The sequence below is a fragment of the Collimonas sp. OK607 genome, assembly GCF_900111995.1.
Classification (GTDB): Bacteria; Pseudomonadota; Gammaproteobacteria; order Burkholderiales; family Burkholderiaceae_D; genus Collimonas.
Genome location: NZ_FOKF01000036.1, coordinates 14,520 through 40,681 on the forward strand (window position 1 = coordinate 14,520; position 26,162 = coordinate 40,681).

The following is a 26,162-nucleotide window of genomic DNA, read 5'->3' on the forward strand; positions in this document are numbered from 1 at the left end:
TCCTAAATGTTGACTGGTTGTTGAATGCTGCAAGGATGTAACACAGTCTATATATACAAATTAATGATGTAAAATCATCATTTTTAATCCGCCTAATTCAAATTTTTCATAAGCATGATTCGCTATCTGAAGACCTTTATCGCTGCAGCACAACTGGGGTCGTTCTCGACTGCCGGCGCCAGGCTTGGCTTGACGCAGTCTGCCGTGAGCATGCAGATCAGGCGCCTCGAAGATGAATTGAATTGCGAACTTTTCACGCGTGTGGGCAAGTCGGTCACCGTCAGCGATCATGGCAAGCAGTTGCTGCGTACTTCGGAGGAAATCATCAGGCTTTTTGAATCCATGAAAGGACAGACCGAAGTCGCCGCTACCCGAGGAAAAATAGATATCGGCGCGATCTCTACCGTTCAACTGAGCTTGCTGCCGGCAGCGCTGGCCGATTTCCGGAAATATTTTCCGTTAGTTGAAGTCAATGTAGTGCCGGGAACATCAGTCCAGCTGATGTCGCAAATCGACAGTAATGATTTGTCGCTCGCGATCATGATTCGCCCCAATCTGAAAATGACCAAGGGCTTAAAATGGGCCACCATGCTGCGAGAAACCTACGTCGCAATTGCGCCGCTGGCGGCGCGCGAGACTTCTGTCAGGGACCTGCTCGCGGCACATCCGTTTCTGCGGTATAGCCGGCGCTCTTACGGCGGCCAGCTGGTCGACCGTTATCTCAAACGCACTCGGCTGCATGTAAACGACACCATGGAACTGGATGAACCGATGGTGATCATGGAGATGGTCAGAAAAGGGCTCGGAGTGGCCATCATCCCTTCCGACCTCGCCGCAGGCGCGTCGAGCAAGAAGCTGCGCGTTTTACCGCTAGGAGACGCAGGATTCTTCCGAGAGATCGGCGTGCTGCGGCGGGTCACTGCTGTGTCGAATGACGCAGTCGATAAGCTGCTCGATTGCATTTCCAAGGCAGCAAGCGCCAAGGGAAGCAGCAGCCTGGAGAATTTGAAATCCGATATTGCAAAAGGGCTGCGCTGAATAACGGCTAAAGAGACAAAAACCGCTCAACCAGCCGACTCCAGTAAGCCGCGCCGACGGTGACATTTTCATCGTTGAAATCGTAACCGGCGTTATGCAGCATGGGCTTGCCCACCCCGTTCCCCAGCCGGACGAAGCAGCCGGGACGTTGTTGCAGAAAGTACGCGAAATCCTCGCTGCCAGCGATCGCTGGAAACGGTGATATCACATTTTCCGAGCCAACCAGCTCTTCAGCGACTTGCATCGCGAATGCTGTTTCAGAGTCGGAATTGACCAGCACCGGATAGCCGTGAATATACTCGATCTCGGCTTGCGCGCCATAGCCTTCGGCGTGCGTCTCGATCAATGCGCGGATTCTCTGTTCCAACAGGCTGCGGACCTCGGGGGTGAATGAACGCACACTCATTTCCAGCGTGGCCTGTTCCGGAATCACATTGGCGGCATGACCTGCGTGCAGTGCACCCACAGTGACCACTGCCATCTCCGCCGGATCGATATTGCGTGCAACGATAGTCTGCAAAGCCATCACCAGGCTGCTGGCGACCACTACAGGATCAATCGACAGATGCGGCCGGGCTGCGTGCCCTCCCCGGCCCGTGATGCAAACCTTCACCGTGTCGCAGGCGGCCATGAAGGGGCCGGAGCGAAACATGAAGGTACCGGTCGGAAAGCCGGGATGATTGTGCATGCCGAAAATGGCGTCGCAGGGAAATCGTTCGAACAAGCCGTCGCGCAGCATTTGTTCGGCACCGCTGTTCGATCCGGCTTCTTCGGCCGGCTGGAAGATCAAGTTGACGGTGCCATGGAAATTGCGGGTGCGAGCCAGATGCCGGGCTGCTCCCAATAGCATCGTGGTGTGCCCGTCGTGTCCGCATGCATGCATTTTCCCATCGTGGCAACTGGCGTAGGACAATCCGGTATTTTCATGGATGGGCAAGGCATCCATGTCTGCGCGGACGCCTATGCTGCGCTTGCTGTCACCCGCGCTCAAGGTACCCACCAGGCCGGTGCCGCCTATGTTGCGCGTGACCGCATAGCCCCAGTCTTGCAGCTTGGCCGCGACCAGGTCAGAGGTATTGAATTCCTCATACGACAGTTCCGGATGTCGATGGATATGGCGCCTGATCCCGATCAATTCATCCTTTGCGTCGTTCAAGTCCGCCAACTGACAATATTGTATTTCCTGTTTCATCGCTTGCCCCGATATCCTGTGAAAGACGCAAAACCGTAAGAGTGAATTGTAGCCTCCCAGGCTACACGTCCTTATGCTCTTTGCGCATGGACTTGCTCGCCCTCTTCGGCCAGATCCCAGAACATGCCAGCCATGATCTGTAGCGATTCGCGCGATACGCTGGCCAGGATATGTTCGTTGGGCGCATGTTGCGAGCATGCCGGATAGGAGTGTGGCACCCATAGCGTCGGCAAGCCCAGCACATCGGCAAAGACATCGTTCGGCAGCGATCCACCCAGATTGGGCAACAAGGTCGGCGCCGTGCCGGTGGTGCGTTGCATCGAGGCCAGGCCCCAGCGCACCCAGGCATCGTCCGGATCGAGACGGGTGGCCTCGAACTGGATACCGGATGGCAAGACCTCGACATCGTCATAACCAAGCGCAACGAGATGGCTGCGGATGTGCGCCAGGAAATTCTTGCTGTCGCTGCCGACCACATAGCGTATCTGGCAATGCGCGAAAGCATGGCCGGGAATCGCATTCACCGGCGCTTCCGGGTTGCCGGTCTTCATCGCCAGCACCTCCAGCGTATTCCAGCCGAATACGCGTTCCGCCGGCGACAGGCCCGGCTCTCCCCAGTCGCTGTCGACTTCCGGATCGCCAACAGAGCCGCCGACCTCGACGCCGTCGAGCGCGTCACGCACGCTCTGCGGCAAACCTTCCGGCAACAGCTGAGCGACTCGGATGCATCCTCTCTCATCGATGAGGCTGGCGATCGCATTGGCCAGCCTCACGCCGGGATTGCGTAGCAGGCCGCCCCAGTTGCCGGAGTGATGCCCGCCATCGCGCAGCTTTACCCGCAGATCGAAATTGACGCCGCCACGCGAGCCCAGGAACATTGTCGGCTTGGCGGCGGAAACGCGCGGACCGTCGGATGCGATGAATACATCGGCCGCCAGACGCTCGGCGTGCAGTACGCAAATTTCCTTCAGGCCGGGGGAGCCGATTTCTTCCCCCATCTCCAGGATCACCTTGACGTTATAGCCGAGCTTGCCGTGGCGTACCGCCAGCACTTGCGCCAGCGCGGCGAAGTTGATCGTATGCTGCGCTTTGTTGTCGGCGGCGCCGCGGCCGTACCAGCGATCGCCCTCGACTATGATTTCCCAAGGATTCAGGCCGCTGCGCCATTGGCTGTCGTAACCGCGCACGACGTCGCCGTGACCGTAGGTGAGAACGGTGAATGCGGCGCCCTGCTCGATCCGCTCGGCCAGCAGAAAGGGACTGCCACCAGCCTGCGGATTGGCGACGACCTGGCAGCTAAAGCCCAGCGCGGTCAGTTCAGGCACGATCTGTTCATCCAGATAGGCTAGCAGGATTGGCGCGCTGCCGGCTTCCTGGCTCTCGGTACGCACCGCAACACGGCGCGCCAGGGTTTCCCGGAATCGCCCGTCGTCGAAATACGCACTGGCCTTGGCGATAGCTTCTGTTCTGCTCATACATTTTCCTCGGTTGACGGCGGCATCGGCGTTGAACCGATGCCAAGGTTAGATATTTTTTGCGTTCATGCTGCAGGTATCCATCGATCTACTGCATGACGATGTCCGGGATGCCGAGACCAGGCTCCGGTGATAATGCCGAGGCCAGCAGCATCCGCGTATAGGGATGCTGCGCCTGCGAAAATATCTTTTCGCGGGTTTCCAGCTCGACGATGCTGCCCTGATGCATCACCGCGACGCGATCCACCAGATGCTCGACCACGCCGAGATCGTGACTGATGAACAGGTAGGTCAAGCCGAATTCCCTTTTCAGATCGAGCAGCAGGTTAAGTATCTGCGCTTGCACCGACACGTCCAGCGCCGACGTCGGCTCATCGCAAATAAGGATGCCGGGCCGCAGAATCAGCGCACGGGCTATCGCCACGCGCTGACGTTGACCGCCAGACAACTGGTTCGGGTATTGATGGTGCGTACGTTCCGGCATGCCGACCAGATCCAGTATCTCGCGCAGCTTGCCGTGTTGCTCGGCGGCGTTGCCGATACGATGCAGCTTGAGCGGAAGGCCGACGATTTGCGATACGGTCTTGCGTGGGTTGAGCGACGAATACGGATCCTGGAATATCGGCTGGATATGGCGCGCCAAGGCCATCCGTTGCGTCGGATCGATCTCCGTGCCATTGATCAGCACATTCCCTGAGCTCGGCGCAAGCAGGCCCAGCAGCATTTTGGCCAGCGTACTCTTGCCGCAACCGGATTCGCCCACCAGCCCCAGCGTCTCGCCGCGATACAGACGCAGGGAGACATCGTTGACAGCCTTGATTTCACCATCGGCCTGAAAAAAGCCGCGATTGAGTTTGAAAGTCCGGCTTAGTGCATATAATTCCAGAGCAATGTCGCTGCTGCCATTGTTGCCGCCTTGTTCTTCAGCAAGCCTATTCATGCCGCCACCTCTGTATCATGCGGATGAACGCTGTTGCAGCGGGCATAGTGCGCGTCATCGATTGCGACATTCGGCGGCAACTGCTCGCAAGCATCATGCGCCTGCGGACAACGGTTGCGAAAGGCGCAACCCTGCACTTGTCCAACCAGGCTCGGCACCACGCCGGGTATAGCCGCCAGGCGGCTACCAGGCAGCGTCTTGCCGCGCACCGGGATGCAGTTGAGCAAGCCGCGCGTGTACGGATGGCTGGGACGGGCGAACAATTGCGCCACCGGCGCCGTTTCGACTATCTCGCCGGCGTACATGACTGCAACCCGATCCGCGATGCGCGCGACCACACCCAGATCATGCGTGATGAATACCACTGCGCTGCCGAACTCCTGTTGCAACTCCCTTATCATCCGCAAAATCTGCGCCTGTATCGTGACATCCAGCGCGGTAGTCGGCTCGTCGGCGATGATCAGATCCGGTTCGCACATCAGGGCCATTGCGATCATCACGCGCTGGCGTAAGCCGCCGGACAACTGATGCGGGTACTGCCGCATGCGGTCCTCGGCATTCTTGATCCCGGTCCGATGCAACAGGTAAATCGCCCGGTCTCGGGCTTCCGCATAAGAGACCCGGCGATGCTGGAGCAAGGCTTCGCACAATTGATTGCCCAGCGTATAGGATGGATTGAGCGAGGTCATCGGATCCTGGAAAATCATGGCCATGCGCTGGCCGCGCAGCTCCGCCATCTTGCGTTCCGGCAGTTGCTGCAGATCGATGCCGTCGAAACGGATGTGAGTGGCGCTGCGTTGTGCCTTGCGTGGCAACAAACCCATCAACGCCAGCGATGTCATCGATTTCCCGCATCCCGACTCGCCGACCAGGCATAGCATCTCGCCGCGCCGAACCTGGAAATCGATGCCGCGCACCGCATGCAGCATGCCATGCTCAGTCGGCAAGTCTACCCGCAGGCCTTTTACGTCTAGCAATGTGTTCATACCGGGCTCCTGGTTGCGCTCATGTCTAACGTTAATCAAGGTCACCGGTTCAATTGCGGCCATCGGGCGCATTCATGTCGCGCAGGTCGTCGCCGACCAGGTTGATCGCCAATACCAGCAATATCAGTGCAATGCCGGGAATCAGGATTACCCATGGCTGGAAAAACATATAGGCTTTGCCTTCGGCCACCATCAGCCCCCATGAAGGCGTCGGCGGCTGTACTCCCAGGCCGAGAAACGACAACGTAGCTTCGAGCAGGATGGCGTGCGCCATTTCCAGTGTCGCCACCACGATCAGCGCGCTCATGATATTCGGCAGGATTTCGCGCAGCAGGATGTAGGGCGTGGACGCCCCCAGCACCTGGGCCGAGGCGATGAATTCTGCATTGCGTAATTGCTGGGTGGCGGAACGCGTGACCACCGCGAAGCGGTCCCACAGTAGCAGACCCAGCAGTACGATGACTACCTTGAGCGAGCCGCCGACCAGCGACGCCATCGCTAGCGCCACCAGCACCACCGGCATGGCCAGCCGGGTCGTGATGATGTAGCTGATCACGGCATCGACGCGGCCGCCGAAATATCCGGCCAGCACGCCCAGCGTGGTTCCTATCAAGCCTGAAATCAATGCTGCCGAAAAGCCGATCAATAGCGACACGCGGGCGCCGAATATCAGACGGCTCAGATAATCGCGTCCCAGCTTATCCGTGCCAAGCGCATGCAACCAGCTGCCATTGGCATGCCACACCGGTGGAATCAGGCGTTGCGTAACATCCTGGCTGTAGGGATCGTGCGGCGCCAGCCAGGGTGCAAACAGCGCTGTCAGGATGATTAGGACCAGTACCACCACCCCCAACGTCAGGCCGTGATGACCAAGAAATCTACGTAATTTGCGGCGCCACATAGGGGCTGGCAAAGCGGCGGCGGATGGCATTGCAGCCGTATTCAACGAAGATGGCAACTGTGACGACAACGAGGATAATAACGGAGGCGACATAAGATTTCCTTAGCGAGTGCGGATGCGTGGATCAAGCACGGCGTTGATCACGTCAGCCAGGAAAGTCAGTGCGATATAAAACACCGCGATGATCAGCACCACCGCTTGCACCACCGGATAATCGTTGCGGGAGATCGCATCCCACGCCAATTGCCCCAGGCCTTGCATCGAGTACACCGATTCGATTACTACCGAACCTCCCAGCATGAAGCCCATTTCCACTGCCGCCAGGGCCACTACCGGAATCACAGCATTGCGCAGCGCATGTTTGAGAATCACCCGGCTTTTGCTCAGGCCTTTAGCTCTGGCGGTCCGTATGTAATCCGAATCCAGCACATCGAGCATGCCGGCGCGCGTCAGCCGCATCATCGCCGGCGTCGCGTAATAACCCAGCGCGATGGCGGGTAGCACGAAATGCTGCCAGGTGGTATTGCCCGCCACAGGTAGCCAGTGCAAGCCGACCGCAAAGATGACGATCAAGGTCAGACCGAACCAGAAACTGGGCATAGCCTGGCCGATCACTGCAATCAGCAAGGCCAGCCGATCCAGCCAGGTGTCACGGAAAATCGCCGCCAGCACGCCCAGCGGGATCGCCACGAATACCGCAAGCAGCAGCGCGATGCCGCCCAGCTTGAGGGTGATCGGCAAACGCTCCGCGACCAGGTCCATCACGGAGCTCTGGAAATAATAGGAACGTCCGAAATCCAGCCGCACCGCATTCCACAGCCAGTCGGCAAATTGTGCCGTGAGCGGGCGGTCCAGTCCGTACTGCACGCGTATCACCTCTACCTGCGCCGCGCTGGCTTCCGGCCCGGCGATGGCAGTGGCCAGATCGCCGGACAGATGCAACAGCATGAAGCTGACCACGGATACCGTGATGGCGACGCTCAACGCGATCATTAAACGACGAAGGATGTAGATCAACATGGCGATGGCTTCCCCTGGCTGGCTTGAAATGGCTTGCGTCGATCCTGAATAAATGGCCTGGGCCGGACGCCGGGTTATTTCCAGCTAGCCTCGTAGAAGCGCGGCAATTCATCTGGATAGCCTTGGAATTTCAACGCCGAGGTGTAGGCATAATTGGTGGAATAGGAAAACAGCGGAGCCGCCAGCGCCTGCTGTGAAATGCGCTGCAATGCCTTGCTGTAGTTTTCCTTGCGCACCGCGGCATCGAGCGAGGAATCGGCTGTGTCGAGCCAGGTTTTTACCTGCGCATCCTTGCTTACATCGTCAGCACCGCCCTTGAACCAGACGCCGGTGAATGCGGAAGTGTCGTTCACTGAAAACGAACCCCAAGCCTGAAAGGTCATCGGCGTCTTGCCGGCGCGGTATTCGGTTTGCAAGGCGGCAAATTTCATGTAATGCAGGCGGGCATTGATGCCGATCTTGTGCAAATCGCCGATCAGCGCTTCCGCGTATTCCCGTTCGCGATACGCATAAATCTCGGTATCGAAACCTTTCGGATATCCGGCTTCAGCCAGCAGGGCCTTGGCTTTCGCCGGATTGTATTCATATTTGACGACCGCCTTGGTTTCGCATCCGAATTGGGCGCGGAAACAAGTTGCATACACTGGCTGGCTACCGCCGCGCACCAGGCTGCCGGCCAGGCCGTTGCGGTTGACCGCATAATTTACGGCTTGCCGTACGCGTACGTCCTTGAACGGCGAATTCGCCGCCGAACTGCCGGTGCTATCCATGGTCAGGAAGCCGATGCGCATGGTCTCGCCGCTCTGCACCGTGATATTAGGCATGCTGCGCATCGCGTCGGCCTGGTCGGCGGCGACCCGCCAGATCCAGTCGATCGCACCGGTCATCAATTGCGCAACCCGGGTTTCCGGATCGGGTATCACAACGAATTTCAGATTACCTATCTTCGGCTGGCCTAGCGGACTGTCCTTGAAGTAGGCGCTGTTCTTCACCATGCTCACGCCCTGCCCCGGGGTAACACTGGTGATACGGTAAGGACCGGTGCCGATTGGCGCCTTGCTGAACCCTTCTACGCCAACCTTCTTGAAATAAGCCGCCGGATAGATTGGCGTAGGACCGGACAGGTATTCGAGCGCCGCCGGGAACGGCTGCTTCAGGTTGATCCGTACCTTATATTCGCCGAGTTTGTCGGCGCTTTTGATCCAATCGGTATTCTGCCGCGTAACCACCTTGGATTCCGGGGAAGCCACGTAGTTGAAGGTAAACACTACGTCGTCAGCGGTGAATTTGTCGCCATTGTGAAATGTGACGCCCTGGCGCAAATCCAGCACCAGCGCCGTCGGCGATTCCCATTTCCAGGAAGTCGCCAGTTGCGGCTTGTATTCGTTGGTTTTGGGATCGCGATATACCAGCGTATCCCACGCCAGGTGCGCAATGATGACTCCTTCGCGCAAATTGTTGTGATAAGGGCCGATATTCTCAACCTCGCTGTCGGACGCATAGACCAGCGTATCGTTGGCTTTGCCGGCCAGTGCCGATGTAGAAAAGGTAGTAACGGCGGCGCCGGCGGCGAACAAGATACAGTGCATCCAGGCAGTGGAAATTTTCATCACAAACATCCTTTTCGAGAATTTTTCTGGGAAAACCGTGGCGTGGAATTGATACTAGGTCACAATACAACTTGCAACAACTATCAAATTTCTAACTCTGCGTTGCTGAAAACAGAACGCAGAAGATGTCGGAAAAAATTAAAGATGAGGCCATTTCCATGAAATCGCATCAATTGCAAGAAACCTCGCTGCGCTATTTTCTCGAAGTCGTTCGTAGCGGTTCGATCAGCGAAGCGTCGCAACGCCTGAACGTAGCGAGCTCAGCAATCAGCCGGCAGATCAGCGGCCTGGAACAGATTCTGGATACCGTGCTGTTCGAGCGCCGCCCACGTGGCATGGTGCTCAGCGCCGGTGGTGAAGTGCTGGCCGCGCACGCGCTCAAGGCGGCGCTGGAAGCCGATCGCGTTGTGGCCGATCTGTTGTCGCTCAAGGGATTGAAAAGTGGCAGGATCAGGATCGCCAGCACCGAAGGTTTCGCCATCGATTTCCTGCCGCGCCTGATCGCGGATTTCCAGAAAAAATATCCGGCGATCGTGTTCCAGCTGTACGTGGGGCCGCCAGCCAGTGTTTCGCGCCAGGTACGCGAGGGTAATGCGGATATCGGCCTCACCTTCAGCCGCATCCCTGAACCGAATATCAAAGTCGTGCACCAGCAACCTGCTCCGGTCATGGCTGTCATGCGCAAAGACCATCCGCTGAACCAGTTCAAGCAAGTATCGTTATCGCAATTGGCCGCCTATCCGATCGCCCTGCCGGAACCGAACACCACCTTGCGCCAGTTGTTCGATATTGCCTGTACCCGCCAGCAATTGCTGTTCGAACCGGTGCTGACCAGTAACTACGTCGAGGCTTTGTATAATTTTGTGATGTACAGCGGCGGCATCTCCATCTCCGGCGAAGTATCGGTTCGGGACCGGGTCGCAGAGGGGAAAATGACCATGCTGCCGGTCCGTGATCGCGGTTTGGATGGCCGCCGGGTCGAAGTGCAAACCTTGATCGGGCGCACCTTGCCTCGCGTGGTCGATACATTCCTGGACTATCTGTTAAATCATCTGAGATCACAGTAAGCCGCTGCAAGTCGATCTGGCACGCGCAATCGGGCCCTAGATCGGTAGTTGGGTAGTAGAGAGAACTTGCTTGAGCACCATGAATGTGCGGATTTGCCGCACCCCCGGCAAATACAGCAACTGCTCGGCATGGAGGCGGTTGTAGCTATCGTTGTCCTTGGTCCGCAACAGCATGAAGTAGTCGAACTCTCCCGTCACCACATGGCATTCGAGGCACCCCGACACTTTTTGCGCCGCCCGCTCGAAATCGGCGAACGACTCCGGCGTCGACCGGTCCAGCACCACGCCGATCATAACCAGGGTGCCGGCATCCAGGGCACGCGGATCGAGCAGCGCCACGATCCCTTTGATCAGTCCCAGTTCCTTGAGCCGCTCGACTCTTCGCAGACATGCCGGAGCGCTCAGATTCACCTTGGCCGCCAACGCAACATTCGACACCGAGGCGTCGCGCTGCAGCGCCCTTAGGATCGCCCGGTCGGTGCGATCCATGGTTTCGGCGGCGGCCTCGACCGGCGACGTTTTCGTACGCAATTTTATTGCTTTCATATGTATTTATACAAAATAAATAATGATTACATTTCTTATATTGACATTTTAAATCTGAATAATTGAAGAAACTTGCAACCATGTTTCTTGCGATTGATTCTAATATGGATTTGATCTCAACATCAATGAAAGCTGGATTTGAGCATGCCTGTTTTCTTTGCCAGCTTTGATGCGTGGATACCCACTCCCACCCCAACCTCAGGAGCCGTTCCCATGAACTTGAAAAAATTCCCACGTCACCAGCTCACTTTCGGCCCGACGCCTATCCAGCCGTTGAAACGTCTCAGCGACCACCTTGGTGGCAAGGTCGAGCTATACGCCAAACGCGAAGACTGCAACAGCGGTCTGGCCTTCGGCGGCAACAAGACCCGCAAGCTTGAATACCTGATCCCTGAAGCACTGGAAGGCGGCTACGACACGCTGGTCTCCATCGGCGGCATCCAGTCGAATCAAACGCGTCAGGTTGCAGCAGTGGCCGCGCATCTGGGCCTCAAATGCGTGCTGGTGCAAGAGAACTGGGTGAATTATTCGGATGCCGTGTATGACCGGGTCGGCAATATCGAGATGTCGCGCATCATGGGCGCTGACGTGCGGCTGGACGCTGCCGGCTTCGATATCGGCATCCGTCAAAGCTGGGAACAGGCCATGGAAGATGTGCGCAAGGCCGGCGGCAAGCCCTTTCCTATCCCGGCCGGCTGCTCGGAACATCCACGCGGCGGCCTGGGATTCGTCGGCTTTGCCGAAGAGGTAAGGCAGCAGGAAGCCGAGCTGGGCTTCAAGTTCGATTACATCGTTACGTGCTCGGTAACCGGCAGCACGCAAGCAGGCATGCTGGTGGGTTTTGCCGCCGACGACCGCGCCGACCGCGTGATAGGTATCGACGCTTCGGCCAAGCCACAGCAGACCTTCGAGCAGATTTTGCGTATCGCGAAAAACACCGCCGGACTGGTCGAACTGGGCCGTGATATCACCGCCAAGGATGTGGTGCTGGATACGCGTTTCGGCGGTCCCGAATACGGCTTGCCGAACGACGGCACGCTGGAAGCCATCCGTCTGTGCGCGCGCATGGAAGGCATGTTGACCGACCCGGTCTACGAAGGCAAGTCGATGCACGGCATGATCGAAAAAGTGCGGCTGGGCGAGTTTCCCGCAGGTTCCAAGGTACTGTATGCCCATCTGGGCGGGGTGCCTGCGCTTAACGCGTATAGCTTCCTGTTCCGCAACGGCTGAGCCCGTTGAAAGCTTGAAAGGTTGTTGCGCGGTGCGCCGCGCGGGCATCCGCAAGGCGCACCGTAAGAAATTATCTTAAACGCAGTTCAACCGTGCGGGACTCAGCGCGGCAGCATCGACCCCATGCGCGAGTATGTGATCCGGGATCGGCAAGCCGCGCAGCATTGCGGCATACGCTTCTCCGGCTGCCGGCGCCGATTGAATACCATAGCCGCCTTGCCCGGCAACCCAGAAAAATCCCGCTATCTTCCGGTCGAAACCGCCAACCAGGCTACCGTCCGCAACGAACGAGCGCAAACCGGCCCAGACATGGCCAGGCCGGCGTACATTGAGTGTCGTCATGTTTTGTATGTGATCGATCGCAATCGCGATATCCAGCTCTTCAGCCTGGACGTCGTGCGGCGCCACCGGATCTGCGTTGGCGGGTGAACCCAGTAGCACGCCAGCATCCGGCTTGACATAGAAGGACTCATCGATCCGCATGAATAGCGGCCAGGACGATGCATCCATACCGGACGGCGGCTGGAAAGTGAATGCCGAGCGCCGCTTTGGCACCAGTCCGACATGGGCGGCGCCGGCCATCTGTCCGATGACGTCAGCCCAGGCGCCTGCAGCATTGATTACTACCGGCGCACTGAACATGCCCTGCGTGGTTGTAACTTCCCAGGTTTGCGTCCGATACATCAACGCCAGCACTTCCGCATCGCAGACCAGTTTGGTACCGGTCGTGCCAGCCCCAACCTTGGCCCCGCGCAGGAAACCCTGGTGCAAGGCATGCACATCGATTTCAGCAGCATCCGCCTCATAGACCGCAGCTGCAACCAGTTCGCGGCGCAATACCGGTACGCGCTGGCAAGCCTGCTCTGCATCGAGGCGTTCGACTTTATCCGATACTGAACGTACGATCGCTTCGTGCTTATCCAGTTCCGCCAGTTGATCCTGCGTCGCAAAAAACAAGGCGCCGCGCGGTGTGAGTAATGAATGGCCGGTAAATCCCGGTGGCGGCTGATCGAAGAAAGCACGGCTGGCGCAAGTCATGGCGCGCACCTGCGGCGGCCCGTAGCTTTCCATATACAACGCCGCCGAACGGCCGGTACTGTGATAACCGGGCTGTGACTCACGCTCAAGGATGATTACGCGTGCGTGTGGCGCGAGCCAATAGGCGATCGACGCGCCTGCAATGCCGGCGCCGATGATGATGTAATCTGCTTGCGTCTCATTATCCATGCAACATCCTTCTCAATTTCATGCGTGGCCCGCCCCTAAACTGCGGGCCTGGTCTCTACTGAAGCCGCGTTTGCATTTGCCTGCGCCATGCTCTGCGGTGGATGGATAACGATAGACGTCAATCCGGCATCGGTCTTTGTCAGCGCTTCCAGGTCGGGCCGCGGCCGTCGCAATTCCGGATGACTGTCGAATAACCGCTCGAACGCACTGGCGCAAGCCAGCAAGTAGCTGTCTGCCCGGAAAGCGCCGATCAACTGCAGGCCGAACGGCATATTCTTGTGATCGCTGCCACATGGTATAGACAACGCCGGATTGGTTGCCAGTGTAACCACATAGGTGAGCGACAGCCAGCGATAATAGTTTTCAAGAACGACGCCGTTGACCTGTTTCAAAAACAGATCGGACCAAGGGAAAGGCGATACCGGAGTGGTCGGCGAAAGTATCAGGTCATAGTCGGCGAACATCGCTTGAAAACGGCGGAACAGACGTGTTTGTTCGGCCTGCGCCCAGGCGCAGTCAGCCAGCGTCATGGCCGCGCCCAGTTCATAGTTGGCGCGCGTATTCGGTCCGAGCGAAGCGGGATCGCGTTTATAGGCGGCCTCGAAACCGGCGACAAAACTCTCGGCCCGGATCACGTCAAAGCAGCGATGCGCGTCGCCCAGGTCAAAGGCCAGCGGCGTGCATTCTTTGACGAACGGGCGCAGTGCAGCGATCTTGCTGCGAAATACCTTGCGTATGTCGTCATCTACTTCGCAAACTCCGAAATCTTCGGTATAGCCGATGCGCAGTTCCGACAAATCAATATCCCGGAGCGTGCTGAACGCATCTGCGGCGATCGGATAGCTAAGCGGATCCGCCGTATGCATGCCGGCGCTGGCCTGCAACTGAAGCAATACATCGGCCATGCTCCTGCCCATCGGGCCGACCACCGAAATCGGGGTCCAGCCCAGCAATTTCCGCTCGCTCGGAATCAAGCCGGGTGAGGGACGGAATCCGACTACGCCGCATTTGGCTGCCGGGATGCGCAGCGAACCGCCGGTATCGGATCCGCTGCACAAAGGTAGCATGTCTACCGCCAGCGCCGCCGCCGAACCACCGGAAGAGCCGCCCGCATTTAAAATTGGATTGAAAGGATTGCCGGTGGCGCCCCATACGGTATTCCTGGTATTGGCCCCTGCTCCCATTTCGGGCACATTGGTTTTACCGGCTACAATCGCACCCGCGGCACGTAAACGCGCCACCAGCGCATTGTCTTTGGCGGGAATGTTATCGCGATAGATCGGCGAGCCGTAGGTCGTCAGCAAGCCTTCGGTTTCCTCTAGATCCTTGATGCCGATCGGCAATCCATGCAATAGCCCCAGGCGCCGCCCTTGCAGCACCGCCGCCTCGGCAGCGACAGCTTCGCTGCGCGCACGCTCGAAACAGGTTGCGGTAACGGCATTGATATACGGATTGATCGCCTCTATCCTGCCGATGCAGGCTTCCAGCAATTCCACCGGCGATATTTCTTTCGATCCGATCAGGCGGCGCAATTCGACTGCGCTTTTCTCGACGATATTTTTTTCAAGCATGGGATTCCTTGGAAGGGTTCACGACTTCAAGCTGCCGCTCGCATTTTTCGATGTCTGCCTGAGTGTTTGTTTCTGTATCAGTTGCGCTTTTCCCGGTCTGGATAAACAAGCTGACGATGACCGAAAAGCATGCCGCGGCAATCAAGAAACCGAACGCGTAGTTGTAATTATTGAAAGCGCTAACCAGGAAACCTATCGCCAGCGGCGAAATGAAACCCGCGGATTGCCCGCCGAGATTGACCATGCCGATACTGCTTCCCACCAGGCGTGCCGGGAATATCTTGGTCGGCAGGGCGATACAAGTCGCCAGAACGAAGGATTTGAAAAAATAGACGATGCATTGGTATGTAATGACGCCGGCGACGCTATCGGCCGTGTACATGAAATACAGGAAAACGGCAGTCAATACCGAACTGGTGATCAGCAGGTAGCGCTCCCTGCCATCGAAAAACCGCGCCATCACCCAACCGCCGATCGCCGTTGAGATGCCCGCAAGCACATAGGGCAGAGGCAGAAGCAAACCGATCGATTTCAAATCCAGCCCGCGTTGCGTCATCAGATAGGCTGGCATCCATGAATCCAGCCCCTTGTTGACGATGCTAAGTCCGAACCACACTGCGACGATCTTCCACATCAAAGATGTCTTAAGCAGATTCCGGAACGCTTCCTTGTCTATTCGTTTCTTCTCGGTGGCCGCCGCGCTGCCCTTACCCTGTTCCATGGCCTTGGCGGGCTTGATGAAGAACCAGTAGGCCGCGCTGAACAACAATCCGGCAATGCCCATGTAGTGAAATACGTTGCGCCAGCCGAAATGGATAATCAACGGCGCGATGATCAGCGGCGCCAGCATGCTGCCGACGTAATTAGAGGACATCAGCAGCGACGACATCTTCGGCCGTTCTTCCTTTGAAAAGACTTCGGCCACGCCCTTGACGCTGGCCGCCGGAAATGCGCCCTCACCCAAGCCGAAAACGAACCTGATCAGCACCATGCTGGTCAAGGACCAGGCAATGCCGGTAACGCCGGTGAAAATCGACCATAACAGTATTGAAACGACAATCACCGGTTTCGAACCGAAGCGATCTGCCAGCCAGCCTCCGGGCAGCTGCATCAGCGAATATCCGAGAAAGAAACTGCTCAGCAATATGCCCAGCTCCGCCGGCCGCAGCTGGAAATCGCTGGCGATATGCATGACGGCGAAAGTAATCGCGGCCCGGTCGATATAGGAAACGCACCATCCCAGATAGAGCAGCGCCAGAACCACATACTTGTGACTGTTTTTTCCTAATGCCGCATTCATGCTCGAATCCTCCGGATCTCGACATACAACAGGTGGCGAGTACAACTGATGAATACAATTGATACAGCCAGTCAGGCCAGCCGCAAAACACAAAACTCATGCTAAGGCGAGCCGAGGTTTGCAACAAGTACAATGTTTCGAATAATCGTTTGCCGTTTCGGCAAACCATAAATAAAATGACAGTATGATAAACACCAGGGTTTTGCAGGAAACAGGGGTGCGCTACTTTCTTGAAGTAGTAAGGAGAGGATCGATCACCGAGGCCGCGGCTACGCTCAACGTCGCCTCTTCCGCCATCAGCAGGCAGATTGCGAGGCTGGAGAGTGAGCTCGATACTGTGCTGTTCGATCGGGTCGCACGCGGCATGAAGCCGAATGCGGCCGGTGAACTCCTGGCCGCCTATGCCTTGCGCATGCAGCTTGAAACCGAGCGCATCGGTAATGAGATCCTGGCCTTGAAAGGGCTCCAGCGGGGCGAGGTAAAGCTGGTCAGCACCGCCGGTTTTGCGGTGGACTTCCTGCCCGCGGCAATAGAAAATTTCAGAAGAAGTCATATCGGCATCCACTTTCATTTATCGGTGGGTTCGGCCGCACATGTCACCCGCCTGTTGCGTGAAGGCGAGGCAGACATAGGACTGACCTTTGCACTCGCGCCGGAGCAAGACATCAAGGTCGAATATAGCCAAAGCGCGCCGATACTGGCCGTGATGGGCACCGGGCATCCGCTGGCGGCAAGAAAGCACGTGGCGTTGTCGGAACTGATCGCCTATCCGATCGCGCTGCCGCAAAAGAAAATCACGATGCGACGGCTCATCGACGCCTGCTGCAGCAAAAAGAACCTGTTGATCGAACCGGTACTCAGCAGCGATTCGATCGATGCGATATTGAGTTTTGTGAACGCTGGCGGCGGCATAGCGTTTTCTGCCGAATTACCGATTCGAAAACTGCTGGCGACGGGACAACTGGCGGCAGTCCCGATTAAAGATCGAGATATGCATGCCCTGCAGATGGAAATTCAGTCGCTGTCCGGACGCACGCTGTCGCAAGCCGCAAAAGCATTTTTAAGCACCTTGATAGTCAAAGCGCCAACACCGGGATAATTGCCATTGCACGTTTGACTGTCGCCACTGCCTTAGGCATTGATCGGCAGCGCCGTCTTGTATTTCACCTGCTTCAAGGCGAAGCTCGAACGGATATTCTTGATACCCGGAATCTTTGTCAGGTGATCCAGGATAAAGCGCTCCAGCGCCTGGATATCAGGTACCACGATGCGCAGCAGATAGTCCTCGTCGCCGGTCATCAAATAGACCTCCATCACCTGCTCGAAATGGCTGACAGCTTTTTCGAAGCGCGCCAGTGCGGCCGACTCCTGCTTTTCCAGGCTGACCTGGATGAAGACGTTCATTTTCAAGCCAAGCGCCGGCGGATCGACCAGCGCGACATATCGCGAAATCACCTGCTCCGCTTCCAGGTTCTTGACGCGCGCCAGCGTTGGCGACGCCGACAGATTGATTTTCTTCGCCAAGTCGATATTGCTGATATTGGAGTTGTGCTGCAACTCCATCAAAATACGCAAATCCGTTGAATCAAGATCCATATGCAGTATAAAAATCTGATTGATTAATAATTAAAGTATTTTATGCTTAATTAATGCAAATACACAGCCAATTTAAGTTACCCATGCCGCTTCTTTGCCGCTACCTTATGTTGAAGGTGAAACTCAGGCTAAAACTCAACGGCAAGGAACGAGGACCATGGAAATGTCATCCGTCAACAATCTGAACAATCCATTCGACAGTGATGCGCAGGAGACCGAAGAATGGCTGGCGGCGCTGCAGGCCACCATGCAAGCCTCCGGTCCGGAACGCGCCCGTTACCTGCTGTCGCGCCTGAGTGCGGCGGCCCAGACGTGGGGAGTCAAATGGCGCGATGCGCGCAATACGCCCTATGCCAACACCATTCGCGTTGAAGATGAACCGCCGTTTCCGGGCGGCGCGGATGCGCTATCGATCGAACAACGCATGGCAAGCCTGATGCGCTGGAATGCGCTGGCGATGGTGGTGCGCGCCAACCGCGCCTACGGCGAACTGGGTGGCCATATCGCCAGCTACGCTTCTGCGGCCGATCTGTTCGAAGTCGGCTTCAACCACTTCTTCCGCGCGCGCACCGACTCTTTTGGCGGCGACCTGGTCTATTTCCAGGCGCATTCGGCGCCCGGCATTTATGCGCGCGCCTTCCTGGAAGGTACATTGACGGAAAAAGAACTGTCGTTCTACCGCCAGGAAATCGAAGCGAAAAAACATGGCGCGCAAGGCCTGTCTTCGTATCCGCACCCGTGGCTGATGGAAAATTTCTGGCAGTTTCCCACCGGCTCGATGGGACTCGGGCCGATCAGCGCCATCTACCAGGCGCGCTTCATGCGCTACATGGAACACCGCGGTTTGCTGGCTCCGCAAGAGCGTAAGGTATGGGGCGTATTCGGCGACGGCGAGATGGACGAGCCGGAATCGCTGGCGGCGCTCAGCCTCGCATCACGCGAAACGCTGGACAACCTGGTATTCGTGGTCAACTGCAATTTGCAACGGCTCGACGGCCCGGTGCGCGGCAACGGCCATATTGTCGATGAGCTGGAAACGATATTTGCCGGCTGCGGCTGGAATGTCATCAAGCTGCTATGGGGTTCGGACTGGGATCCGCTGTTCGCGCGCGACCAGGCGGGTGACCTGCTGAATGCGCTTAACCAGACGGTAGATGGCCAGTTGCAGACCTTCGCCGCCAACGATGGCGCCTTCAATCGGGCCCGCTTCTTTGGACAAAATCCGGCGTTACAGGCAATCGGCGCGACGCTGACCGATGACGAGATCGATCGCCTGCATCGTGGCGGGCACGATATGAAAAAAATCCACGCGGCGTACCTCGCCGCAGCCAATCATCGGGGCCAGCCGACGGTGATACTCGCCCAAACCAAGAAAGGCTTTGGCATGGGCACTGCCGGACAAGGCAAAATGACCACCCATCAGCAGAAAAAACTCGACGCTGGCACCTTGCTCGAATTCCGCGACCGTTTCCACCTGCCGATTTCCGATGCGGACTGCGAAGCGCTGGCGTTCTACAAGCCGGCAGATGGCAGCCTGGAAATGCGCCATCTGCTGCAACGGCGAGCGGCATTGGGCGGTTTCATGCCTCGTCGCAGCGTATCGCAGACAAAGCTTGCGGCGCCGGACATAGCGTCTTATGCAAAGTTTGCACTGGATGCCGATGGCAAGGAAATGTCGACCACGATGGCCTTGGTGCGCATGCTGGGTATCCTGCTGAAGGACGGCAGTATCGGCAAGCACATCGTGCCCATAGTGGCAGACGAAGCGCGCACTTTCGGCATGGCCAACCTGTTCAAGCAGGTCGGCATCTATTCGTCGCAGGGCCAGCTGTATGAGCCTGAGGACATTGGCTCCATCCTGTCTTACAGGGAAGCCAAGGACGGCCAGATCCTGGAAGAAGGCATCTCGGAGGCCGGCGCAATTTCTTCATGGACTGCCGCCGCGACCAGCTATTCGGTACATGGCTTGCCGATGCTGCCGTTCTACATTTACTACTCGATGTTCGGTTTCCAGCGTATCGGCGATCTGATCTGGGCGGCGGCGGACCAGCGGGCGCGCGGTTTCCTCATCGGCGCCACCTCCGGACGCACCACCCTGGCTGGCGAAGGCTTGCAGCATCAGGATGGCTCTAGTCAAGTGATTGCCGCTACGGTGCCGAACTGCGTTTCCTATGATCCGGCCTATGCCTATGAATTGGCGGTGATCGTACAGGATGGCATGCGCCGCATGCTCGGCAACAATGAAGATATCTTCTATTACATCACCGTGACCAACGAAAACGAGGCGCAGCCAAGCATGCCGGAAGGTGTAGAAGAAGGCATCAGGCGCGGCATGTACTGCCTGCTGCCGCAAGAGAATGCCGATGTGCGTTTGCTGGCAGCCGGCCCGATCCTCAAGGAGGCGATCGGCGCAGCTGCACTATTGAAGGAAAAACTGGGTATCAACGCCGAGGTCTGGAGTGTCACCAGTTATACCGAGCTGGCGCGCGATGGCATCGCCGCCGAACGACTGCAGCGCCTGTCCGATTCTTCGGCGCACGCCTCCTACGTCACGCAGCAACTCGGACGCAGCAATGCACCGGTCGTCGCCGCCAGCGACTATGTACGCAGCATTCCCGAAAGCATCCGCGCTTATGTGCCGGCGCGCTATGTCACGCTGGGTACGGACGGTTTTGGACGCAGCGATACGCGCGCCAACCTGCGCGACTTTTTCGAGGTCGATGCGAAATGGATTGCCTTCACTGCGTTACGTGAACTGCCCGCCGGAAAAGATGCTGTGCAGTTGACGAAATTTGCCGAGATACTCGGTTTGGATTTGACGAAACCGTTGTCGATCAAGGAGTAATCCTCAAGTCGGCTTGACCTCTTCAAAGCGGCGCGCCAGTTCCTGGCGCAACTGCTTGCGCAGGATCGCACCTTCAAACCGCCGTTTTTCCTCGGCACTGAACGGACGCAACGGCGGCACCGCAACCGGGCGGCGTTCGCCGTCCACGGCTACCATTGTGAAAAAGCAACTATTGACGTGGCGCACTACTTGGGTCCGGATGTCCTCGGCCACCACCTTGATGCCGACTTCCATCGATGAGGTGCCGGTATGATTGACGCTGGCAAGGAAACTGACCAGTTCGCCTACATGGATCGGCTGGCGAAAGGTTACCTGGTCCACGCTCAGGGTCACCACGTATTGCGCTGCGTAGCGGCTGGCGCAGGCGTACGCCACCTGGTCGAGTAACTTGAGAATCGCGCCGCCATGCACATTACCGGAAAAATTAGCCATGTCTGGCGACATCAGCACGGTCATGGTGAGTTGATGAGATGGCATATCCATAATTGACGGGGTTTCTCTTTGCTTTAAGAAGGGTGCGAAAGCGGCAAGCCTATCCTAAAATGACCGAAACTAGCAAGAAGCAGATGTTGCGAAGCGCCCCTGTGTGCTTCACTATTTCCAGTTTCAGTCCTGCCGCCAGGCACCCTGCTTCTTAACTGCCCTGTCGCCCGCGCACTGATGGAACAAACATGTCCGACCATTTTGCCGGCCGTGTTTTAATCGTACCGGCCTTATCCATGAACATCACGTATTGCATCAGGCCGTTAGGCGTGGTGTGGAACTGGACATCAGGATCCGCCAGCATTTTTTCAACTTCGTCGACTGTCAGCTTGATTTTGGAGACGCGGATAAATGTTTCGGCCGCGCCGTGCCGGTCCTTTTCGATGTAGGTATTAGCCTCTTCCTGCGCAGCCATGAAAGCCTGGACCAGTTTTGGATTGTTCTCTGTGAACTGTTTCAACGCGAACACAACATCCAGCGTGATGTTGCCCAGCACGTCAGAGGAATTCAGAACCCGTGTGATTTTCGGGTTCTTCAGCTCTTGATAAGAGAACGGCGGCGAAGTGAAATGCGCCGTGATCTCGGTTTTGCCGGACATCAGCGAACCCACGGCTTCAGGGTGCCCGAGACTGACTGTCAAAGGGTCCAGCTTGGCATAGTTCTCGGCGCCGAAAGTCTTGGCAACCGCCATCTGCAACACCACCGCTGACAGCGAAGTTTTAATGCCAGGAATAGCAATTTTGTCTTTGGGGGTAAAGTCTTTCAGTGATTTGATATTTGGATTATTGGTATTCAGCCAAAGCGATGATGTGCTCAGCGCCCCCAGCCCGATCACTTCCGAGCGCGGGATTCCTTGTGCTTTGGACCACAGGGTAATGAAACCCGGCGCACCGGTACCGGCAATGTCCAGGTTTCCGGCCAGCATCGCATCGTTAATCACATTGCCGCCGTCCAGCGTCAGCCAGTTGATCTTGATATCGCCCAGGCCCATTTTCTTGGCCTGTTTTTCCAGTAATTGCTGGTCGCGCATCACCATCAACGGCAGATAGAGGATGCCGTAGCCGTGCGAAATACGTACAGTGGATGCCTCGGCGTGCGCCACGTTCATGAAGGTGGACAGTGCCAACGTCCCTGCTACCACCAATTTGCTGAAAGCTCTGCGTTTCATTCATATCTCCTTGTATTTTTATATTCTATGATTTTGCGCGGTATTTTATACGGTCTACCGCGCGTTTCGGACAACTGCTCAGTGCTGCATTCCCCAACGACGGATAGTCCGTTTCTCAATCGTGGCAAAGATAAAGTTTTCAACAAAAAGCCCGATAATGATCACGAAAAACAGGCCGGCAAACACATTCGCCGTTTCGAGCTGGTTGCGATTTTCAAAAATGTACCATCCGAGGCCGCCGCTACCCGACGACACACCAAACACCAGCTCAGCCGCAATCAATGTGCGCCATGCAAATGCCCAGCCGACTTTAAGCCCGGTAAGAATGCTCGGAAAAGCCGCCGGGATCAGGATTGCACCAACCAGCGAGAATCGTTTCAAGCCATAGTTCTGACCGACCATGCGCAAGGTATTGGACACTCCGCGAAATCCGCTGTGGGTATTCAGCGCCACCGCCCACAAAACCGAATGCACGATGACAAAGATAATGCTGCCGGTGCCCAGGCCGAACCAGATCAGCGCCAAAGGCAACAGCGCAATCGCCGGCAGCGGATTGAACATGGAAGTCAGCGTCTCGAGAAAATCGGTACCGATGCGTGAACTGATGGCAATCGTGGTCAACAAGGTCGCCAGTGCAATGCCGAGGCCGTAGCCGATCAGCAACGTCTTCATGGATACAGCTGCTCTTTCAAGCAGAACGCCACTGCTGATACCTGCCCAGAATGCCTTCACCGTTTCCAGGAAGCTCGGGAATAGTAGTGAGTTGTTCAGCCAGCGGCCATATATCTCCCACACCACGGCCAGCAGCAGCAGGATAAATATTTTACGCAGCCATCCGTGGCGATAAAGCGATTCGGCAAGCGACAGTGGGCGCTGGATCTCAGCGGTCTCGGCACGCTGCGGATCGAGCACGAATTCCGGGCGCACAAACAGTTCGGGCAAAGCAGTATTGGTTGAATTCATGGCTAACCTCAATGTTCAATGTGCAAACAGCATGTCGTTAATCCGGGTTTCCAGCTGCGCCTGGCTGGCGCTGCCGAGTTCTTCCGGCGGGATGCTGTTGAGTTCGGCCTTGACCTGGCCCGGATGGGGCGACAGCAGCAAAATGCGATTGCCGATGCGGATCGCTTCTTCGATCGAATGGGTGACGAATAAAACGGTGAAGCGCGTGTCTTCCCACAGCCGCAGCAATTCGTCCTGCATTTTGCGGCGGGTCAGCGCATCGAGTGCTGCGAATGGTTCGTCCATCAACAAGACGTCGGGCTCCATTGCCATGCCGCGGGCGATCGAGACGCGTTGCTTCATGCCGCCCGATAGCGTATGCGGAAAGCTGTCGATAAACTTGATCAGGCCGACTTTTTCGATATAGTAAGCCGCGCGTTCAGCCGCTTCGGCTCCGCGCAGGCGGCCGCTGGCGTGCAGGGCGAACTCGACATTCTGGCGCACGGTTTTCCATGGCAGCAGCTGGTCGAACTCCTGGAACACCATCATCCGGTCTGGACCCGGCTGGGTCACTTCCTTGCCTTTCAGGCGGATCGTCCCATGTACCGGCTCGAGATAGCCGCCAATTGCTTTCAGCAACGAGGATTTGCCGCAACCGGACGGGCCGAGCAAAATATAACGATCGGATGGGTAGACCTTGAAGCTGACTTGCTTGGCAGCAGTCACCAGGTGATCGCTGGTCTTGTATTGCAGGGTAACGTTATCGATTTCCAGCAGCGGCGTGGCAACCGCAGGGGTCGCGGCTGCGCCTTGGTGGACGAGGGAATCGCCTTTTTCCATGTTTGTCTCCATATTTTTTATATTTCCTACGCACCGATGCTAATCTGCGAAACTGTAACGAACCTGACGGTTTTAAATTCATGACAATCACATTGTCAGAATATAAATATACAAGTAAGAATAGAACTACAAATAGAGACACAAGATGCGCATTCTTTTGGTGGAAGACACGACAGACGTAGCCGACGCGATTGTCGCGCACCTGTTACGCCTGGGTCATACGGTGGATTGGGAGGCCAATGGCCGTAAGGCCGCAAACATGGTGACAGACGAGCATTACGACCTGATCATCCTGGACGTCATGCTGCCGGAGCTTGACGGCTATGCCTTGTTGAAACGCATACGCGGCGTGCCGCTTGACACCCAGGTATTGATGCTGACAGCATGCGCCGAAATTGAAGAACGGGTGAACGCACTGGATGCCGGCGCCGACGATTACCTGACCAAGCCTTTTGATTTTCGTGAGCTGGAGGCCCGTATCCGGGTACTGCTGCGGCGTGGTGGCGGCGATTCGACCAACCTGCTGAAGTGCGCCAATCTGACCTTGGACCGCAAGAGCCGCACCGCCAGGGTTAACGACCTGCCGCTGGACCTGACCCGACGCGAAATCACCCTGCTCGAAATCATCATCTCCCATCCGGGCCGGATTTTCGGCAAGGACGAACTGATCGATAAACTATTCACCATCGACGACAATCCCAGCGCCAATTCGGTCGAACAATATATAGCGCGCCTGCGCAAGAAGCTCTCGCACGCGCAGTTTGAAATCCGTACCTTGCGCGGCCTCGGCTATCAGGTTGTGTTGTCATGATTGTCGTCGGCCGTTCGCTCTATCTGCGCCTGGTCACCCGGGTCGGGCTGGTGCTGGTGGTCAGCGCCATTGCGCTATTGATTGCCATCTGGTTTTCGACACGCCTGGCGGCGAATGAAGCCTATGACCGAATCCTGACAGGCAGCGCCCTTTCGATTGCCGAGAACACCTGGTACAACAACGGCACGGTGAACGTCGATGCGCCAATTTCCGCATTCTCCATGCTGACTGCCGGCGATCAGGTGTTCTATGCCGTGCTTGATCCTGCGGGACGGACAGTTGCCGGCGATCCCGAATTCAAACCTGTCATTCCGTGGGATAAGCTGGCCGACGGACCGCTGGTAATCCGCGGCGTGTATCTGGATCTGCCGGTCAGCATCGCCATCGTCGGCAGACGTTTGCCGGCCGCGGGGCCGCAATCCTGGGCGGTGATCATGGTGGCCCAGACCAACAACGGGCGCGAATCGTTTACAAAAAACCTCGGCACCAATGCGTCGCTGGTGATCATCGTGATGGGCCTGTTGACGGTGATTGCAGCCATGTTCACCTTGTACCAGACCTTGTCGCCGCTGAAGAATATCGGTCTCGCGATTCAGCGCCGCGACCTGCATGACCTGTCGCCGCTAAGCATAGAGGTACCGGCTGAAATCCATCCGCTGGTGAGTTCGATCAACCAGTTCATGCACCGCCTTACCGTGCACCGCGAACTGATGCGCCGTGTCATCGGCGACGCCGCCCATCAACTGCGGACGCCGGTGACGGCGTTGATATCGCAGATGGAACTGCTCTCGATGCAGCGCGACGAAAGCGGCCGGCTGCGGCATATTGCCAGGCTGAGCGAGCTGACGCATCATCTTGGCAACCTGATTAATCAACTGATCAACCACGCCATGGTGCAGCATCGGGCAGACTCGGTGCAGCTTGAAACGATTGACCTGACGCTACTGGCCAGGCGCGAAATGACCGACATGCTGTCCGGCCACGCTCAGCGCAACCTCGACATCGCCATGCTGGCGCCGGATGAGCCATGCCTGATCCTGGGTGACAAAATCAGCATCCGCGAAGCGATAAAGAATATTCTCGGGAATGCCTTGCAATATGGCGCGCCGTCCAGGCTGCATATTGAAATCAGCCGGCAAAACTCCGATTGGGAATTGCAAATCCGCGATGATGGCCACGGCATCCCCGAAGCCGACCAGGAACGCATCAGGAAACCGTTTTCGGCGCGTAGCGGTGATCGCCTTGGCGCCAGCCTGGGCCTGTCGATCGTTGAGGAAGTCATGCGCGCGCATCACGGCCACATGCGCTTCGGCTATGCGGCCAACAAAGACTTCATCGTCACGCTCAGTTTCAAGGCGGTCTAATTACACCGCC

Annotated in this window: 23 protein-coding genes; 7 read left to right on the forward strand and 16 right to left on the reverse strand. The window is 57.1% G+C overall.

Translation table 11 applies throughout. The annotated features are described in order from the left end of the window. Positions 1–114 precede the first annotated feature (114 nt). Entirely contained in the window at positions 115–1,038 is a 924-nt protein-coding gene (locus BM029_RS20105; RefSeq protein WP_092439087.1) for a LysR family transcriptional regulator, read from the forward strand. 7 nt (positions 1,039–1,045) lie between these two features. Here BM029_RS20105 and BM029_RS20110 read toward each other — a convergent pair whose 3' ends face one another. From BM029_RS20110 to BM029_RS20140, 7 genes are all read right to left on the reverse strand, one after another. Beyond that, entirely contained in the window at positions 1,046–2,230 is a 1,185-nt protein-coding gene (locus tag BM029_RS20110; protein ID WP_092439089.1) for a M20 aminoacylase family protein, read from the reverse strand. Positions 2,231–2,301: 71 nt separating this feature from the next. Continuing rightward, on the reverse strand, positions 2,302–3,705 hold the full coding sequence (locus tag BM029_RS20115) for a M20 family metallopeptidase (RefSeq protein ID WP_092439090.1): 1,404 nt from the start codon (positions 3,703–3,705) through the stop codon (positions 2,302–2,304). A gap of 88 nt (positions 3,706–3,793) precedes the next feature. Beyond that, positions 3,794–4,645 carry an ATP-binding cassette domain-containing protein gene (locus BM029_RS20120; protein WP_092439092.1) on the reverse strand — a complete coding sequence of 284 codons (852 nt, stop codon included), beginning with the start codon at positions 4,643–4,645 and terminating at the stop codon, positions 3,794–3,796. Next, complete coding sequence (locus BM029_RS20125; protein WP_092439139.1) at positions 4,642–5,631, reverse strand: ABC transporter ATP-binding protein; 990 nt, start codon at positions 5,629–5,631, stop codon at positions 4,642–4,644. The genes BM029_RS20120 and BM029_RS20125 overlap by 4 nt, the downstream gene beginning before the upstream one ends. 49 nt (positions 5,632–5,680) lie before the next feature. Continuing rightward, entirely contained in the window at positions 5,681–6,562 is an 882-nt protein-coding gene (locus BM029_RS20130) for an ABC transporter permease (protein ID WP_244545143.1), read from the reverse strand. 72 nt (positions 6,563–6,634) lie between these two features. After that, complete coding sequence (locus BM029_RS20135) at positions 6,635–7,552, reverse strand: ABC transporter permease (RefSeq protein WP_092439096.1); 918 nt, start codon at positions 7,550–7,552, stop codon at positions 6,635–6,637. A 74-nt stretch (positions 7,553–7,626) separates the two neighbouring features. After that, entirely contained in the window at positions 7,627–9,141 is a 1,515-nt protein-coding gene (locus BM029_RS20140) for an ABC transporter substrate-binding protein (RefSeq protein ID WP_244545144.1), read from the reverse strand. 179 nt (positions 9,142–9,320) lie between these two features. Between BM029_RS20140 and BM029_RS20145 the strand changes: the two genes are divergently transcribed. Further along, positions 9,321–10,229 carry a LysR family transcriptional regulator gene (locus BM029_RS20145; protein ID WP_092439141.1) on the forward strand — a complete coding sequence of 303 codons (909 nt, stop codon included), beginning with the start codon at positions 9,321–9,323 and terminating at the stop codon, positions 10,227–10,229. Between the two features lie 36 nt (positions 10,230–10,265). Here BM029_RS20145 and BM029_RS20150 read toward each other — a convergent pair whose 3' ends face one another. Next, a complete protein-coding gene (locus BM029_RS20150; protein ID WP_092439100.1) occupies positions 10,266–10,775 on the reverse strand; it encodes an Lrp/AsnC family transcriptional regulator in 510 nt (169 codons plus the stop codon). Between the two features lie 213 nt (positions 10,776–10,988). Between BM029_RS20150 and BM029_RS20155 the strand changes: the two genes are divergently transcribed. Beyond that, on the forward strand, positions 10,989–12,005 hold the full coding sequence (locus tag BM029_RS20155) for a 1-aminocyclopropane-1-carboxylate deaminase (protein ID WP_092439101.1): 1,017 nt from the start codon (positions 10,989–10,991) through the stop codon (positions 12,003–12,005). A 75-nt stretch (positions 12,006–12,080) separates the two neighbouring features. Here BM029_RS20155 and BM029_RS20160 read toward each other — a convergent pair whose 3' ends face one another. Genes BM029_RS20160 through BM029_RS20170 form a run of 3 tightly spaced genes read right to left on the reverse strand, consistent with a single transcriptional unit; the run spans position 12,081 to position 16,103 of the window. Next, positions 12,081–13,232, reverse strand: coding sequence for an NAD(P)/FAD-dependent oxidoreductase (locus BM029_RS20160; RefSeq protein ID WP_092439103.1), 1,152 nt, complete (start codon positions 13,230–13,232; stop codon positions 12,081–12,083). Between the two features lie 35 nt (positions 13,233–13,267). Beyond that, the gene (locus BM029_RS20165; protein ID WP_092439105.1) at positions 13,268–14,803 is read right to left on the reverse strand and encodes an amidase; all 1,536 of its coding nucleotides are present in this window, start codon (positions 14,801–14,803) and stop codon (positions 13,268–13,270) included. Continuing rightward, complete coding sequence (locus tag BM029_RS20170) at positions 14,796–16,103, reverse strand: MFS transporter (protein ID WP_092439107.1); 1,308 nt, start codon at positions 16,101–16,103, stop codon at positions 14,796–14,798. Before BM029_RS20170 ends, BM029_RS20165 begins: the two co-directional genes overlap by 8 nt. A gap of 217 nt (positions 16,104–16,320) precedes the next feature. On the opposite strand from BM029_RS20170, the gene BM029_RS20175 reads away from it, so the two are divergent. Beyond that, complete coding sequence (locus BM029_RS20175) at positions 16,321–17,202, forward strand: LysR family transcriptional regulator (protein ID WP_371329146.1); 882 nt, start codon at positions 16,321–16,323, stop codon at positions 17,200–17,202. A 32-nt stretch (positions 17,203–17,234) separates the two neighbouring features. On the opposite strand, the gene BM029_RS20180 is transcribed toward BM029_RS20175, so the two are convergent. Beyond that, positions 17,235–17,699: an Lrp/AsnC family transcriptional regulator gene (locus tag BM029_RS20180; protein ID WP_092439110.1), complete on the reverse strand. Its 465-nt coding sequence runs from the start codon at positions 17,697–17,699 to the stop codon at positions 17,235–17,237. 157 nt (positions 17,700–17,856) lie between these two features. Here BM029_RS20180 and mdeB point away from each other — a divergent pair, with 157 nt between their 5' ends. Beyond that, positions 17,857–20,544 (forward strand): alpha-ketoglutarate dehydrogenase, encoded by a 2,688-nt coding sequence (gene mdeB, locus BM029_RS20185; protein ID WP_092439111.1) that lies wholly within the window; start codon positions 17,857–17,859, stop codon positions 20,542–20,544. 3 nt (positions 20,545–20,547) lie between these two features. On the opposite strand, the gene BM029_RS20190 is transcribed toward mdeB, so the two are convergent. From BM029_RS20190 to BM029_RS20205, 4 genes are all read right to left on the reverse strand, one after another. After that, on the reverse strand, positions 20,548–21,027 hold the full coding sequence (locus tag BM029_RS20190) for an acyl-CoA thioesterase (protein ID WP_092439113.1): 480 nt from the start codon (positions 21,025–21,027) through the stop codon (positions 20,548–20,550). Between the two features lie 151 nt (positions 21,028–21,178). Next, entirely contained in the window at positions 21,179–22,195 is a 1,017-nt protein-coding gene (locus tag BM029_RS20195; RefSeq protein WP_092439115.1) for an ABC transporter substrate-binding protein, read from the reverse strand. Positions 22,196–22,273: 78 nt separating this feature from the next. Further along, positions 22,274–23,158, reverse strand: a complete 885-nt coding sequence (locus BM029_RS20200) for an ABC transporter permease (protein WP_092439117.1) — start codon at positions 23,156–23,158, stop codon at positions 22,274–22,276. Positions 23,159–23,173: 15 nt separating this feature from the next. Beyond that, positions 23,174–23,977 (reverse strand): ABC transporter ATP-binding protein, encoded by an 804-nt coding sequence (locus BM029_RS20205; protein WP_092439119.1) that lies wholly within the window; start codon positions 23,975–23,977, stop codon positions 23,174–23,176. A 145-nt stretch (positions 23,978–24,122) separates the two neighbouring features. Here BM029_RS20205 and BM029_RS20210 point away from each other — a divergent pair, with 145 nt between their 5' ends. Together BM029_RS20210 and BM029_RS20215 are read left to right on the forward strand one after the other, a co-directional pair. Continuing rightward, complete coding sequence (locus BM029_RS20210; RefSeq protein ID WP_092439121.1) at positions 24,123–24,788, forward strand: response regulator transcription factor; 666 nt, start codon at positions 24,123–24,125, stop codon at positions 24,786–24,788. Next, the gene (locus tag BM029_RS20215; RefSeq protein WP_092439123.1) at positions 24,785–26,152 is read left to right on the forward strand and encodes a sensor histidine kinase; all 1,368 of its coding nucleotides are present in this window, start codon (positions 24,785–24,787) and stop codon (positions 26,150–26,152) included. Before BM029_RS20210 ends, BM029_RS20215 begins: the two co-directional genes overlap by 4 nt. The last annotated feature ends 10 nt before the right edge of the window (positions 26,153–26,162 follow it).